This is a genomic window from Actinosynnema pretiosum (genome assembly GCF_002354875.1).
Taxonomy (GTDB): Bacteria; Actinomycetota; Actinomycetes; order Mycobacteriales; family Pseudonocardiaceae; genus Actinosynnema; species Actinosynnema auranticum.
The window spans coordinates 4,392,896-4,406,533 of sequence record NZ_CP023445.1; the positions used below are offsets into that span (position 1 = coordinate 4,392,896).

General features: G+C 74.5%; 12 protein-coding genes and 2 tRNA genes. 4 read left to right on the plus strand and 10 right to left on the minus strand.

The window, feature by feature from the left end:
• Positions 1–90: 90 nt before the first annotated feature.
• From CNX65_RS18715 to CNX65_RS18755, 9 genes are all read right to left on the minus strand, one after another.
• The gene (locus tag CNX65_RS18715; RefSeq protein ID WP_096494816.1) at positions 91–1,662 is read right to left on the minus strand and encodes a SpoIIE family protein phosphatase; all 1,572 of its coding nucleotides are present in this window, start codon (positions 1,660–1,662) and stop codon (positions 91–93) included.
• Entirely contained in the window at positions 1,659–3,509 is a 1,851-nt protein-coding gene (locus tag CNX65_RS18720; RefSeq protein WP_096494818.1) for an ATP-binding protein, read from the minus strand. Before CNX65_RS18720 ends, CNX65_RS18715 begins: the two co-directional genes overlap by 4 nt.
• Positions 3,506–4,525, minus strand: a complete 1,020-nt coding sequence (locus CNX65_RS18725; RefSeq protein WP_096494820.1) for an ATP-binding SpoIIE family protein phosphatase — start codon at positions 4,523–4,525, stop codon at positions 3,506–3,508. The genes CNX65_RS18720 and CNX65_RS18725 overlap by 4 nt, the downstream gene beginning before the upstream one ends.
• A 1-nt stretch (position 4,526) precedes the next feature.
• Positions 4,527–4,940: an anti-sigma regulatory factor gene (locus tag CNX65_RS18730; RefSeq protein WP_015802512.1), complete on the minus strand. Its 414-nt coding sequence runs from the start codon at positions 4,938–4,940 to the stop codon at positions 4,527–4,529.
• The gene (locus CNX65_RS18735; protein ID WP_096494822.1) at positions 4,937–5,314 is read right to left on the minus strand and encodes an STAS domain-containing protein; all 378 of its coding nucleotides are present in this window, start codon (positions 5,312–5,314) and stop codon (positions 4,937–4,939) included. Before CNX65_RS18735 ends, CNX65_RS18730 begins: the two co-directional genes overlap by 4 nt.
• Positions 5,314–6,180 carry an STAS domain-containing protein gene (locus CNX65_RS18740; protein ID WP_096494824.1) on the minus strand — a complete coding sequence of 289 codons (867 nt, stop codon included), beginning with the start codon at positions 6,178–6,180 and terminating at the stop codon, positions 5,314–5,316. Before CNX65_RS18740 ends, CNX65_RS18735 begins: the two co-directional genes overlap by 1 nt.
• 234 nt (positions 6,181–6,414) lie before the next feature.
• Positions 6,415–7,014, minus strand: coding sequence for an acetoacetate decarboxylase family protein (locus tag CNX65_RS18745; RefSeq protein WP_096494826.1), 600 nt, complete (start codon positions 7,012–7,014; stop codon positions 6,415–6,417).
• 170 nt (positions 7,015–7,184) lie between these two features.
• Positions 7,185–8,858, minus strand: coding sequence for a GMC oxidoreductase (locus CNX65_RS18750; RefSeq protein ID WP_096494828.1), 1,674 nt, complete (start codon positions 8,856–8,858; stop codon positions 7,185–7,187).
• Positions 8,859–8,915: 57 nt separating this feature from the next.
• Positions 8,916–10,370: a flavin-containing monooxygenase gene (locus CNX65_RS18755; protein ID WP_096494830.1), complete on the minus strand. Its 1,455-nt coding sequence runs from the start codon at positions 10,368–10,370 to the stop codon at positions 8,916–8,918.
• Positions 10,371–10,441: 71 nt separating this feature from the next.
• On the opposite strand from CNX65_RS18755, the gene CNX65_RS18760 reads away from it, so the two are divergent.
• Entirely contained in the window at positions 10,442–11,497 is a 1,056-nt protein-coding gene (locus tag CNX65_RS18760; RefSeq protein WP_096494832.1) for an AraC family transcriptional regulator, read from the plus strand.
• On the opposite strand, the gene CNX65_RS18765 is transcribed toward CNX65_RS18760, so the two are convergent.
• Positions 11,467–12,093, minus strand: a complete 627-nt coding sequence (locus CNX65_RS18765) for a hypothetical protein (protein ID WP_096494834.1) — start codon at positions 12,091–12,093, stop codon at positions 11,467–11,469. The two genes, CNX65_RS18760 and CNX65_RS18765, sit on opposite strands and share 31 nt — an antisense overlap.
• A 194-nt stretch (positions 12,094–12,287) precedes the next feature.
• On the opposite strand from CNX65_RS18765, the gene CNX65_RS18770 reads away from it, so the two are divergent.
• From CNX65_RS18770 to CNX65_RS18780, 3 genes are all read left to right on the plus strand, one after another.
• Positions 12,288–13,247 carry an arabinan endo-1,5-alpha-L-arabinosidase gene (locus CNX65_RS18770; RefSeq protein WP_096494836.1) on the plus strand — a complete coding sequence of 320 codons (960 nt, stop codon included), beginning with the start codon at positions 12,288–12,290 and terminating at the stop codon, positions 13,245–13,247.
• Between the two features lie 143 nt (positions 13,248–13,390).
• Positions 13,391–13,463: transfer RNA gene (locus CNX65_RS18775), tRNA-Gln, on the plus strand.
• 39 nt (positions 13,464–13,502) lie between these two features.
• Positions 13,503–13,578, plus strand: a tRNA-Thr gene (locus tag CNX65_RS18780).
• Positions 13,579–13,638: the final 60 nt, after the last annotated feature.

Consider the following 13,638-nt stretch of genomic DNA (forward strand, 5'->3'; position numbering starts at 1 on the left):
GCCTCCACGCGCTGCTGGTCCGTGCGAACGGGCTGGCTGCTCAACCCACGACTCTCCGGCTTCCGGCAGAGTCTACTCACCGTGTCCGAATTACCCGGCCTCTCCCCCGTTCAGGTGGCCGAGCCTGCGGAAGGCCAGCAGGGCGATGTCGTCCTTCTTCTGCTGACCCAGTTCGGCCAGCAGGCGGTCGCACAGCGCGTCCATGTCGCCACCGTGCGACACGGACTCGCGCAACAGGTCGAGGCCGACGTCCATGTCCTCGCCCGCGTGCTCGACCAGGCCGTCGGTGGTGAGCAGGACCAGGGCGCCCTCGGGCAGCACCAGCGGGGTCGCGGGCGGCCTCGGCAGGCCGACGCCCAGCAGGGGGCCGCGGATCTCGTCCAGGTAGCGGGCGCCGGACTCGTCGGCCAGCAGCGGCGGGATGTGGCCCGCGTTCGCCACCAGGGTGGAGCCGTCCGCCGGGTCGACCAGGAACAGGCAGAGCGTGGTGATGCCCCGGAACGGGTGGTAGCGCTGGAGCATCGCGTCCAGCTTGGCCAGGATCGCCGCCGGGTCGCGCTCCTCCACGGCGTAGGCGCGCAGGGCGTGCCGGACCTCGCCCATGATGGTGGCCGCCTCCAGGGAGTGGCCGCAGACGTCGCCGATGGCGATCAGCAGGCGGTCGTCGTCGAGCTCGGTGACCTCGTAGAAGTCGCCGCCGATCTCGGCGTGCGCGGACGCGGGCACGTACCTGGCCGTCATGGGCAGGGTGGGCCTGGTCGGCAGGACCCTGGGCAGCAGGCTGCGCTGCAGGGTCAGGGCCAGGTTGTGCTCCTCGGCGAACGCCCGCAGGCCGTCGGCGGCCAGCGCGGTGGCCTGGGCCAGCTGGCGCAGGAGGTTGCGGTCCTCGTCGGTGGCCGCGCTCGCCGGGTCCACGGCCAGCAGGATCGGGGCGCGGCGCTGGTTGCGGCGGGCCGCCACGACGACGGCGGGGTGACCGGGGCGCCACGGCGGGTCCTCGACCAGGCGGACCTCGCCGTCGCCGAGCTGCCGCTCCAGGACGTCCTCGGGCGCGGTGTCCAGGACCACCTCGCCGTCCTCGGCCTGGCAGGAGCGCACCGCGCCCTGCGGGGTGGGCACCAGGGCGGTGGCCGGGGTGTCCAGGACGGTCGCGGTGCCCCTCGCGGCTGCTTCCGCCAGGTCGTCGAAGGTCTGCGCGGCGTTGACCGCGAGCGTGGCCCCGGTCAGCTTGGCGAGGCGGTCGGCCAGCCGCTCGGCCAGCGCGCGGGCCCGGTAGTAGCGCAGAGCCGCCTCGACCGTGGCCAGCAGCTCGCCGGGGTCGACCGGTTCGGTCAGGTAGGCGTCCGCGCCCCGGTTGAGGCCGGTGATGCGGTCCTCGGCCTCGCGGTGCGCGGCGGAGACGTGCACCACCGGCACGGCGGCCGTGCGCGGGTCGCCCTTGATGCGCTCGGCGATGTCGAAGCCGCTCATGTCGGGCAGGTTGACGTCCAGCACGACGAGGTCGAACTCGACCTCGTCGAGCAGGTCGAGCGCCTGGCCGCCGGTGACCGCCTCGGTGATGCGGTGGCCGCCCCTGCGCAGCCAGCTGGCGGTGATGTACCGGCTGGCCTCCAGGTCGTCCACGACGAGGATGTGCGCCGGGGTGGGCTGGGGAAGGTTCATCGCGGGGTCCCCGGTGGGAGGGTGCGGGCCCCTGGCGGCAGCGAGCGCGCGCCGAGGGGCGGGAGGGTGGCGCGGGCGGTCGAGTCCGACGCGACCAGGGCGCGCACGGCCGCGCGCGCGTCGCGCACCGCCCGCCGCACGGTCTCGCCGGTCAGGCCCGCCAGCGGCAGCACGACCGCGCCGAGGCGCGAGACCGTGCGCTCGACGGCGCTGTCCGCGTCCGGGCAGGTCACCACGACCGGGACGCCGCGCAGCACGGCGTCCTGCCGCAGCACCGACAGCACCTCGCTGCCGCTGACCAGCGGCGTGTCGCAGGACAGCAGCACCAGTCCGGGCACCTCGGCGCGGGCGGAGGCGAGGGCGTCGCGGCCGTCGGCCGACACCGCGACCCGGTTGGCGATCCCGTCCAGCGCGGCGGTGAGCAGCGCCCGGTTGTCGCCGTCGGCGTCCACGACCAGCGCGGTGCCCACGGGCTGCGCGTCGTCGGCGCCCAGCGGCAGCCGCAGCTCCACCTTCGTGCCCACGCCGGGCGCGCTGGTCAGCACCAGGTCGCCGCCCAGGATGCGGGCGAGCTTGCGGGCGTACGGCAGGCCGAGGCCCGTGCCGCTCACGCCCGCCTGGAGCTTGTTCGCGACCTGGTAGAACTCCTCGAACACCCTGGGCTGCTCCTCGGCGGGGATGCCGATGCCGGTGTCGGCCACGGTGAACCGCAGCCCCGCCTCGGGGCCCGTGCTGTCCGGCCGGACGGTCAGCCGCACCTCGCCGCGCTCGGTGAACTTCAGCCCGTTGGACAGCAGGTTCCGCAGGATGCGCACCAGCATCGTCTCGTCGGTGACCAGCACCGGAAGGTCGGCGGGCGCGTCGACGACCAGCGCCACGTCCGGGGTGCGCGCGGTGGTCTGCAGGGCGCCGCGCAGCTGCGCGACCACCAGCGGCAGGTCCACCGGGGCGGGCCGGGGCCGCAGGCTGCCCGACTCGGCCTTGGCGGTGTCCAGCAGCTCGTTGACCAGCGCCAGCAGGGTCTCCCCCGCCTGGTTGACCAGGGTGACCTGGCGGCGCTGCTCCTCGGTGAGCGGGTCGGAGCCGGGCGCGGCCAGCAGCCGGGTCAGCCCGACCACCGAGTTCACCGGGGAGCGCAGCTCGTGGCTGATGGTGGACCAGAAGCGGGTGCGGGCCTCGGCGGCCTCGCGCAGCTGGGTGGTCTTCTCCTCCAGCTCCGCGTACAGGGCCACCACGCCCTGGTTGGTCTGCTCCAGCTCGTCGGACAGCTCCTTGTACAGGGCCATGACGCCCCGGTTGGTGTCCTCCAGCTCGGAGTTGAGCCGCTCCAGCTCGCGCCCCTTGGCCTCGGCGTCCTCCATGGCCGCCAGGAGCTCCTGGTTCTGGGTCCGCAGCTCGTCGAGCGCGTCTCCGCCTGCGGCGGCGGACAGTTCGCGGCGCAGCCGATCCACCTCCTGGGCCGTGGGTGGGCGCCTGCCGTGGGACAGGTCCTTGACCAGCGTCACCCGCGTTCCGCCCGCGTCGGCCTCGACCGAGTCCATGAACCGCCGCACCGTGTCCCAGCCGGGACCGGTGGCCTGGCCGCCGGTCCAGCCGAACTCGATGACCAGCGCGGGCGCGGGCTCGGCGCGCAGCCCGAACAGCACGGTGGCCGGTTCGGAGCGGCGGACCAGCTCGCGGCCCAGGTCGCTGAGCGCGGAGGCGACCCGGATCTGGTCCTGGCCGTCCATGCCGATGCCCGCGGCGACCTCCCGGCCGCGCTGGCGCAGCAGGAACACGTCCGGATCGGCCGACACGGACAGGCGCAGCAGCCCCTCGACGCCGTCGGGAGCCCGGTGCGGGCTCACGTCCTGGCCACGAGGACGCCCGCGTCGTCGCGGCGCACGCCCGCGTCGCGCAGCAGCGAGGCGGCGGCGAGCAGCGGCGGCCCCGCCAGCAGGTCCGGCTCGGGTCCCCACCGCTCGGTGAGGCCGTCGGAGTGCAGCACGACCACGGCCCCCTCCGGCAGCGGGTAGTCGAACGTTCGGATGACGCGCGCCTGGTACCCCGCGACGCCGGGTGCCGAAACCATTCCCTGCTTGCGGTCGGCGGTGAGCACGGACGCGGCGATGTTCCCGAGGCCGCAGAACCGGGCCGTGCGGGCGGCCAGGTCGAGCTCGGCGACCGCGACGGCGCCGCCCCTGGTGCCGCGCAGGGAGGCGTGCAGGTGGGTGACGAGGTCCTGCGGGGAGGTGCTCGGGTGGTTGCGGAAGACCCGCACGGCCTCGCGGGAGGCGGACGCGGCCAGCGGGCCGTGCCCGGAGCCGTCGCACATCATCAGGACGAGCCGGTCGCCGTCGCGGCGCACGGCCCACGCGTCGCCGCACTCCTCCTCGCCCCCGATGGCCCTGGTGAGGCCGGACGCGGTGTCCTCGGGGATGTCGGACAGGGGGCCGCGCCGCGGGTGGAAGCGGGCGACCAGCGCGGTGCCGCGCGGGCTGGAGGACACCGCGCAGGTGTCGGCGGCGCGCGCCACCGCGCCCATGCCCAGGCCCAGGGTGCCGGTGCTGGACTGGCCGTCGAGCAGCGCGAGGTCGACGTCGGGGATGCCGGGGCCGGAGTCGAGCGCGAGCACCTCCACGGCGGCCTGGTCGACGGCGCGCAGCGAGCGCACCAGGACCTGGCCCTCGCGGGCGTGCTTGAGCAGGTTGGTGCCGATCTCGGTGACGGCGAGGCCGATCTCGGCGACCCTGGCGCCGGGGAAGCCGAGCTGCTCGGCCAGCGCGGTGGCGGCCCTGCGGGCCCTGCCGACCTGGGCGGTCTCCTCGACGCGCACCCAGGCCACGTCCTCCGTGACCGGGAGGAACTGGTTCACCTGCGCCACGTCACCGCTTCCACTTGACCACGGTCACGCTGGTGCCCCGGCCGACCTCGGTGTCGAGGTCGAACTGGTCGACGAGCCTGCGCGCGCCGGACAGGCCGAGGCCCATGCCCTTGCCGCTGCTCCAGCCGTCGGCCAGGGCGAGCGTGAGGTCGGGGATGCCGGGGCCCTCGTCGGTGAAGGCGGCGCGCACGCCCTGGCGGCGGCCGTCGGTGACGACCTCCACGCTGGCGCGCCCACCGCCGCCGTAGACCAGGGTGTTGCGGGCGAGCTCGCTCGCGGCGGTGACCAGCTTGGTCTGGTCGACCAGGGAGAGCTTGACCTTCTGGGCGTAGTTGCGCACGAGCTGGCGCACCCGCACCACGTCGTCGTCACCCGAGATGGGCTGGAGGTCGGGGGACCCCACGGGTGTGGTCACCGCACGCCTCGGCGCTGTTCGCCGAGCACTCTGAGGATCTTCATGCCGCGCTCCAGGTCCAGGGCCGTGCGCACGCCGCCGAGGGTGAGCCCGAGCTCCACCAGGGTGATGGCGACCGCGGGGCGCATCCCGACGACGACGGTGTCGGCGTCGAACAGCTTGGAGATCGAGGCGATGGTGGCGAACATGCGGCCGATGAACGAGTCGACGATCTCCACGGCGGAGATGTCGATGACCACGCCGTGCGCGCCGGTCGCGCTGATCTTCTCCGCGAGGTCCTCCTGGAGGGCGAGGACGCTCTGGTCCTGCAGGTCGATCTGGATCGACACCAGCAGGACGTCGCCGATCTTGAGGATCGGAACGCGCTCGACCATCACCGGGCGCTCCGATCGTGGGTGACCTCGACGCCCTCGCGGCGCAGCGCGTGCCGCAGCGCGTCGGACAGGGAGGCCTTGGTGGTGATGTCGCCGAACTCGATGCCCAGCGCCACGATCGTCTGGGCGATCTGCGGGCGGATGCCGGAGATGGTGCACTCCGCGCCCATCAGGCGGGCGGCGACGACGGTCTTGAGCAGGTGCTGGGCGACCTGGGTGTCCACGGCCAGCACGCCGGTGATGTCGATGATGGCGTGCTCGGAGCCGGTCTCGACCAGCGCCTCGAGGAGCTTCTCCATCACGACCTGGGTGCGCGCGGAGTCGAGGGTGCCGACCAGCGGCACGGCCAGGATGCCCTCCCAGATCTTCACCACGGGGGTGGTGAGCTCCAGAAGCTGCTCGGACTGCTCCTGGATGATCTCCTCGCGGGCGCGGGCGTAGGTCTCGAAGGTGACCAGGCCCAGCGCGTCCAGCAGCTGGGAGAAGCCCATCAGCTCGCGGAACAGGTCCGTGTCGGTCTCGGGCAGCTCGTCGGCCAGCTCGAACACCACGCGCTTGAGGGCGAAGATGCTCGACGCGGTCTCCGACGGGGTGTACCCCTGCCGGGCGCGGGTGCGCGACATGTCCTCCAGCAGCGCCTTGACCTCGGCGTTGCGCTCGCCGCCCAGGTCGTGGCCCTGGTTGTCGGCGACCTGGAGCAGGGCGGTGAACAGCTCGCCGAAGTCCCGCTCCAGCTCGGCCTTGGTCACCCGGCCCCGGATCTGCCCGAGCACCGAGTCGACCCACCTGGCGATGATCGTGCCCGCGTTGTCCCTCAACAACCCGGTCAGGCGGTGTCCGTTCCCCTGCCCAGCGTCCGCAACCACTCTGCTGCCTCCTCCTGCGACTCCTGGAAGCAGAGAGTAGTGGGCGAACGGGGTGGGGTGGTGACGGCGGGCGGTGTGGCGGGGTGGAGACCGCAGTGGTGCGCTGGATCGTGACGTGCCGGGCACAGGGCGTGCCCACTCCCGCGCCCGTTCGGCCCAGCGCGCGCCCGACTCGTGGCCGGACCGGCGCGCGCCCCGCGCCCGGTTCGGCGGGGCGGGCGCCGGTCCGGCGGCTCAGCCCCGGCCGCCCGCGCGGTCGCTGCCGAAGCGCATCCGGAACTCCGGGATCACCGCGCCGAGCAGCGGGCGGTGCGGCAGGAGCCAGCCGAGGGGGCCCTTGGCGGCGAACCGCCACTCCAGCCGGGTGGGCGCGGCCCGGCCGCCCGCCCGGAACGGGGTGCGGGTGGTGCGCCCGCCCAGGCTCTGCCACAGCGGCAGGGCGGCCTTGACCGGGAGCGTGGCGCCCTTGGGCACCAGGCGGGCCGCGGCGATGCCCTCGGCGTCGCCGGAGAGGCGGGTGACGTCCAGGTCGGCCAGCTCCTTGGGGATGCCCCACATGGCGCGGGCGCCCGCCTTGGACGGCTCGCTGTCCACCCAGATGTGCGTGATGGTCAGGCCGAGCCGCCAGCCCCTGCGGACCAGGACGGCGGCGAGCAGCTCGTTGTAGGGCAGCAGGCTGCCGGGCAGGTAGGCGACGAACCCGGTGACGACCAGCGACCGGCCGAGCACGCGCACCGGGCGCACGCCGTCGGGCAGCGGCGGGGTGGACCTGACCGCCCAGAGCGAGGCGCAGCCGTGCCCGTGCAGGTCCCAGGGTTCCGGTGGGTAGTCCATCGGGTGATCCTCTCGCAGGGCGGTCGGGGGCGTTGGTCAGGACCGACGACTCGGCGAGGACGACGGCGGGCCGGGCGGGCGCCTCGACGGGCCGCCGGTCGCGGAGGGTTGTCGCCCCTGGGCCGGGGTGCGGCACGAGCCGGTGGTCGTGTGACGACCCCGCGGGGTCGTCACACGGGAGTGATGGGCAGCAGAGCGGCGGGCGCGGTGGGCGGCACCACGGGGTGGCGGGGCGCGATCGGGCGCACCGGCCGGTAGACCTCCCCCAGCGGCGGCCGCGGGTCCGGTTCGCCCTTGTTCGGCCACAGCGACATCGCCCGCTCCGCCATGGCCGTGATGGTCAGCGACGGGTTGACGCCCAGGTTCGCCGGGATGGTCGAGCCGTCGACCACGTGCAGGCCCTCGTGCCCGAACACCCGGTGGTAGGCGTCGACCACGCCGCTCTCGGGCGACGCGCCGATGCCGCAGCCGCCGATGAAGTGGCCGGTCAGGGGCACGTCGAAGAAGTCCGTCCAGGCCCCGCCGGGGATGCCGCCGATCTTCTCCGCCACCCGCCGGGTGAGCTCGTGCCCGACCGGGTTCCACACCTCGTTCCGCTCCCCCTCCCCCGGCCCCGAGGTCAGGCCCCGCCCGAACGGGCCGCGCCTGCCCCTGGTGGTGAGGGAGGTGTCGGTGTTCTGCATGAACAGCAGCGCCACGGACCGCTCCGACCAGCGCCTGGGGTTGAGCAGCCGGGGCAGGTCGCGGCGCTGCTCGACGAGCCGGTCGACCCCGCTGCGCCAGCGCGCCCTGCCGGGCTCGGGGTCGGCGAGCACGGTCATGAGCAGGCCCATGATGTTGCTGCCGCGCCCGTAGCGGACCGGTTCCACGTGCGTTCGCGGATCGGGGTGCACCGAGGAGGTGATCGCGACCCCGCGCGAGTAGTCGACGTCGTCGGTGCGGGCCTTGACCGCGAGCACGGCCTCGGCGTTGGTGCGGGAGAGCACGCCCAGGCGCGCGGAGATCCCCGGCAGCACGCCCCGGTCGCGCAGCGAGTGCAGCAGCCGCTGGGTGCCCATCGCGGCGGCGGAGAACACCACCTGGCCCGCGGTGAGCACCTCGGTGCGCCACGGCCTGCCGGTGCGGTGGGCGCGCACCTCGTAGCCGCCCGCGACCGGGCGCACGTCGGTGACCGTGGTCAGCGGGCGCACGGTCGCGCCCGCGCGCTCGGCCAGGTGCAGGTAGTTCTTGGTCAGCGTGTTCTTGGCGTTGTGCCTGCACCCGGTCATGCACTCGCCGCAGTGCGCGCACCCGGCGCGCTCGGGCCCGACGCCGCCGAAGAACGGGTCGGCCACCCGCTGGCCGGGGCGCTCGGCGAAGAACACGCCGACGCGGGAGCGGTGGTAGGTCGAGCCGACGCCGAGGTCGTCGGCGACCGCGCGCAGCACCCGGTCCGCCGGGGTGGTCAGCGGGTTCTCCACCACGCCCAGCATCCGCTCCGCCTGGTCGTACCAGCGGGCCAGCTCGGCCTTCCAGTCGGCGGTGCCGCTCCAGGCGGGCGCGGTGAAGAAGTGCTCGCCGGGCCGGTAGAGGGTGTTGGCGTAGACGAGCGAGCCGCCGCCGACGCCCGCGCCGCTGAGCACGAGCACGTCGCGCAGCAGGTCGATCCGCTGGATGCCGTAGCAGCCGACGGCCGGGGCGAACAGGTAGTCGCGCAGCCGCCAGGAGGTGCGGGCGAACTCGTGGTCGGCGAACCGGCGGCCCGCCTCCAGGACGCCGACGCGGTAGCCCTTCTCGGTCAGGCGCAGCGCGCTGACCGCGCCGCCGAACCCGGAGCCGATCACCAGGACGTCGTAGTCGGGCACGGTGCTCCTCCAGCGTGGTCGGGGGTCCGGGGCGGGGACTGGGGTCCAGGTCGGGGTTCAGGGGCGGGTGAAGCGGAAGTGCCTCGGGTCGGGGCGCGCCGTCCTGCGCCGGTACTCCCAGACCTGGCCGGGCCAGTTGCTCACGATCCGCCCGCCCTCGACCCGGTACCAGCTGCGGCAGCGCGCCCAGGCGGTGCGGCCGAGCCGGTCCTGCACCTCGCGGTCGAACGCGTCCGCGACCTCGGGGCGCACCTCGGCGCCGGTCAGGCCGTGCGCGCGCATCCGCTCCAGCAGCGCGGTGACGTACCCGACCTGCGGCTCGATCATCTGCAGGATCGAGTTGCCGCCGAGGTTGGTGTTGGGGCCGTAGAGCACGAACAGGTTCGGGAAGCCGGGAACGGTCAGGCCCAGGTGGGCGCGGGCCCCGTCGCGCCAGCGGTCGGCCAGCTCCGCGCCCTCGCGGCCCCTGATCCGCATCGGGGCGAGGAACTCGGTGGCGGCGAACCCGGTGCCGTGCACGACCACGTCGACCGGGTGCTCGACGCCGTCGGCCGAGCGCAGCCCGCGCGGGGTGAAGGCGGCGGCGGGCGAGGTGACGAGGTCGACGTTGTCGCTGGTCAGCGCCGGGTACCAGGTGTTGGAGAACAGCACGCGCCGGCAGCCCACCGGGTGGTCGGGGACGAGCGCGGCGCGCAGCGCGGGGTCGGGGACCTGGCGGCGCAGGTGCAGGTGGAACGCGGCCTCGACCGCCTTGCCGAACGCGGGCACGGCGGTGATCGCGGCGGTGAGGAACTCCCCCGCCACCCACGTGGTGGCCCGGCCCACGGCCTGGGCGGGCGGGAACGCGCGGTGGAGGGCGGTGCGGCGGCGGGTGTAGGCGCGGTCGGGCTTGGGGATGACGTGCGGCGGGGTGCGCTGGAAGACGGTCACCCTGGCGGCGACCTCGCGGATCTCCGGCACGAACTGGATCGCGCTCGCCCCGGTGCCGACGACGGCCACGCGCAGCCCGGTCAGGTCCAGGCCGTGGTCCCAGCGGGAGCTGTGGAAGACCCGGCCGGGGAAGTCGGCGGCGCCGGGCAGGTCGGGGACGGCCGGTCGGGACAGCTGGCCGACGGCGGTGACCAGGAACCGCGCGACGTGCTCGCGCCCGTCGGCCAGGGTGACCCGCCAGCGGGCGGCGGGCTCGTCGTAGTCGGCGGAGACAACCTCCGCGCCGAACCGCACGCGCGGCAGCACGCCGGTCTCGGCGGCGACCCGCCGCAGGTAGGCGTGGATGTCGGCCTGGCCGGAGTAGCGGCGCGGCCAACCCGGTTCGGGGGCGAAGGAGAACGAGTAGAGCGAGGAGGGCACGTCGCAGGCCGCGCCGGGGTAGGTGTTGTCCCGCCACACCCCGCCCACGTCCCGCGCCTTCTCCAGCACCAGCGCGCTGAACCCGGCGCGCAGCGCGGAGGCTGCCATGCCGATCCCGGCGAAGCCCGCGCCGATCACCACCACGTCGACCCCGTTGTCCACGTGCCGAGGCTAGGCCGGGAGCACCCCATCGGCCCAAGACAATCGGGGCCGCGGAATCCACAATTCCGGCCATGCCCCCTCTCGCCGACCCGGCCGTGCGGCACTGGGACTTCCCGCGCGGCGTCGCGGGCGTGGCGCTGCTGGTGCGGTTCGGGGTCGAGCGCGGGCTCGCCGAGACCGACCTGCTGGCGGGCACCGGGCTGGTGGCGGCGGACCTGGTCGACCCGGACGGGGAGGTCAGCGCGCACCAGGAGCTGCGGGTGGTGCGGGCGCTCGCGGAGGCGCTGCCCGACGCGGGCGTCGAGCTGGGCGGGCGGTACCACGCGACCACGTTCGGGGTGCTCGGGTTCGCGTTCCTGAGCAGCCGGAGCGTGCGGGACGCGGTGGACGTGGCGCTGCGGTTCCTGGACCTGAGCTTCGCGTTCTGCATCCCGAGCGCGTCGGTGTCGGACGGGCTGGTGCGGGTGCTGCTGGACACCACCGGGCTGCCGGACCCGGTGGGGCGGTTCCTGGCCGAGCGGGACCTGGCGGCGGTGCACTCGGTGATCGGCGAGCTGCTGCCGGGCGGGTTGCCGCTGCGGTCGGTGGTGTTCGGGTTCCCGGAGCCGGGCGGGGTGGCCGTCCACGAGCGGGCGTTCGGGCTGCGGCCGGTGTTCGGGGCGCCGGTGACGGCGGCGGTGTACGACGCGGGCCTGCTGGACCGGCCGCTGCCGCAGGCCGACCCGCACACCGTGGCGGCGTGCGAGGCGCAGTGCCGCAGGCTGGTGGCGCGGCGGCGCGAGCGGGGCGGGATCGCGCACGAGGTGCGGGAGCGGCTGGCCGGGCCGGGCGCGCTGGACGGCGGCATGGACCGGGTGGCGCGGGAGCTGTCGGTGAGCACCCGGACGCTGCGGCGCAGGCTCGCCGGGGCGGGCACGAGCTACCGGGAGCTGCTGGACGAGGTGCGGGAGGCGCTGGCCGAGCGGTTGCTGCGGGGCGGTGCGCTGTCGGTGGAGGAGGCGGCGCGGCGGCTCGGGTACGCGGAGGCGTCGAGCTTCATCCACGCGTTCAAGCGGTGGAAGGGCGTGACGCCCGCGACGTGGCGCGGGGGCGGCGATCAGCCGAGCAGCAGCAGGCCCGCCGAGTAGATCCCGCCGCCGCCGAGCACGCCCAGCACCGCGCCGCCGCACACCTGGCCGGTGGTGTGGTCGCCCAGCTCGACCCGCGACCAGGCCACCAGCGCGGACGCCGACCACAGCAGCGCCCACCACGGGCCGCTCTGGATGGCCAGGATCGCGATCGCGCCGAACGCGACGCCCGAGTGCACCGAGATCTTCCAGCCGCGCCCGCCGGGGGCGAGGGTGATCGCGGTGGTGACGACCAGCGTGCTGAACATGGCCGCCGCGAGCGCGATCATCTCGTGCGGCGCGCCCGCGAGCGCGAGGGCCGCGATGCCGACGCCCACCGACCCGACGCAGGTCAGCAGCGGCACGAGGCGGTCCTCGCGGCGGGTGACGTGGTGGTTGTCCCAGCGGCCCCTGCGCGCGCCGTGCACGATCACCGCCATCGGGATCACCGCGCCGAACACGGCGACGACCGCGCCCCACACCAGCGCGCCGAACGCGGTGCCGGTGGCGCTCCAGCCGATCGCGGCGGGCAGCCACACCACCCACACCCAGGGCGCGAGCACCTCGGTGACGAGCTTGGCGAACCGCCGCGGCGGGGTCGGGGAAGCGGGCTGCACGGGGGTCCTTCCGGTGGGCGCGCGGACCACCCCCGAGGGGGAGGATCACCGGGGGCGCCGGGGAATTTCACCACCCTGAACCGTCCTTGTCGGCGCCGCCCCCGCCTCGCTACGGTCGGCGGACCAGTCGTGCCTCCCGGAACACGCCTGTCCGCCGCCGCCGACCCCTCCACCACCGTGGATCGAGGAGAACCGTGGCAAGAGCGACGAAGCGCGCGCTGGTGCTGCTCGCGGCACTGGCGCTGGTCCTGCCGGGAGCGGGCCAGGCGATGGCCTACCCGTACCCCGGCGTGGTCACCGGCGACATCGGCGTGCACGACCCGACGTTCGTGAAGAAGCCCGACGGGACCTACCTGGTCGCGCACACCGGGGACAACATCGCGCTGAAGACCTCCACCGACCGCACCGCGTTCCGCAACGCGGGCGCGGTCTTCCCGAACGGCGCGTCCTGGACCACCGCGTACACCGGCGGCAGCCGGAACCTGTGGGCGCCGGACCTGTCCTACCAGAACGGCCGGTACCACCTGTACTACTCGGCGTCGACGTTCGGCTCGAACAAGTCGGCGATCTTCCTGGCCACCAGCACGACCGGCGCGTCCGGGTCCTGGACCAACCAGGGGCTGGTGATCGAGTCCAGCGGCTCGAACGACTACAACGCGATCGACCCGAACCTGGTGGTGGACGACCAGGGCCGGTGGTGGCTGAGCTTCGGCTCGTTCTGGTCGGGCATCAAGCTCGTGCAGCTCAACCCGTCGACCGGGAAGCGCTCGGACAGCACGATCCGGTCCGTCGCGGGCCGGGGTGGCGGCGCGATCGAGGCGCCGACGATCGTCAAGCACGGGTCGTACTACTACCTGTTCGTGTCGTTCGACCGCTGCTGCGCGGGCGCGGCGAGCACGTACCGGGTGATGGTGGGCCGGTCGACGAGCGTGACCGGGCCGTACGTGGCGCGCAACGGGACGGCGATGACGTCCGGGGGCGGCACGGAGATCCTGGCCGGGCAGGGCAGCATCCACGGGCCCGGTCACCAGGACGTGTTCAGCGACTCCGACAGCGACATCATCACGTACCACTACTACACCGACAGCGGGGCCTCGCAGCTCGGGATCAACTGGCTGGCCTGGGACTCCGCGGGGTGGCCCTACCTGCACTGATCGTCCCTCGGCGGGTTGTCCGGCGGGTTGTCCGGCGCGTCCCGGCCGGTTGGTCGGGGCGCGCCCTCGCGGGAAAACCGGGAGACACGACCGGGTGAGCGCCTTATGGTCTGCTGTGGACGGAGCCGCGAGGCTCCGACCAGCGTGGAGTAGCTCAGGTGGTAGAGCTCCCGGCTCTGGACCGGGAGGGCGCGGGTTCGAGTCCCGCCTCCATGTCGAGCCCGGACCGCCGTGGTCCGGGGAGCGCGGGACCACCACGGGGTAGATCAGGTGGCGGATCGCCCGGCTGGTAACCGGGAGGGCGTCGGTTCGAGTCCGGCCCCCGTGTCCACCCACCCCGCGCTCGCCTCTCATCGTGCGGCCCCGGCCAGGTGCCGGGGCCGCGCGTTCC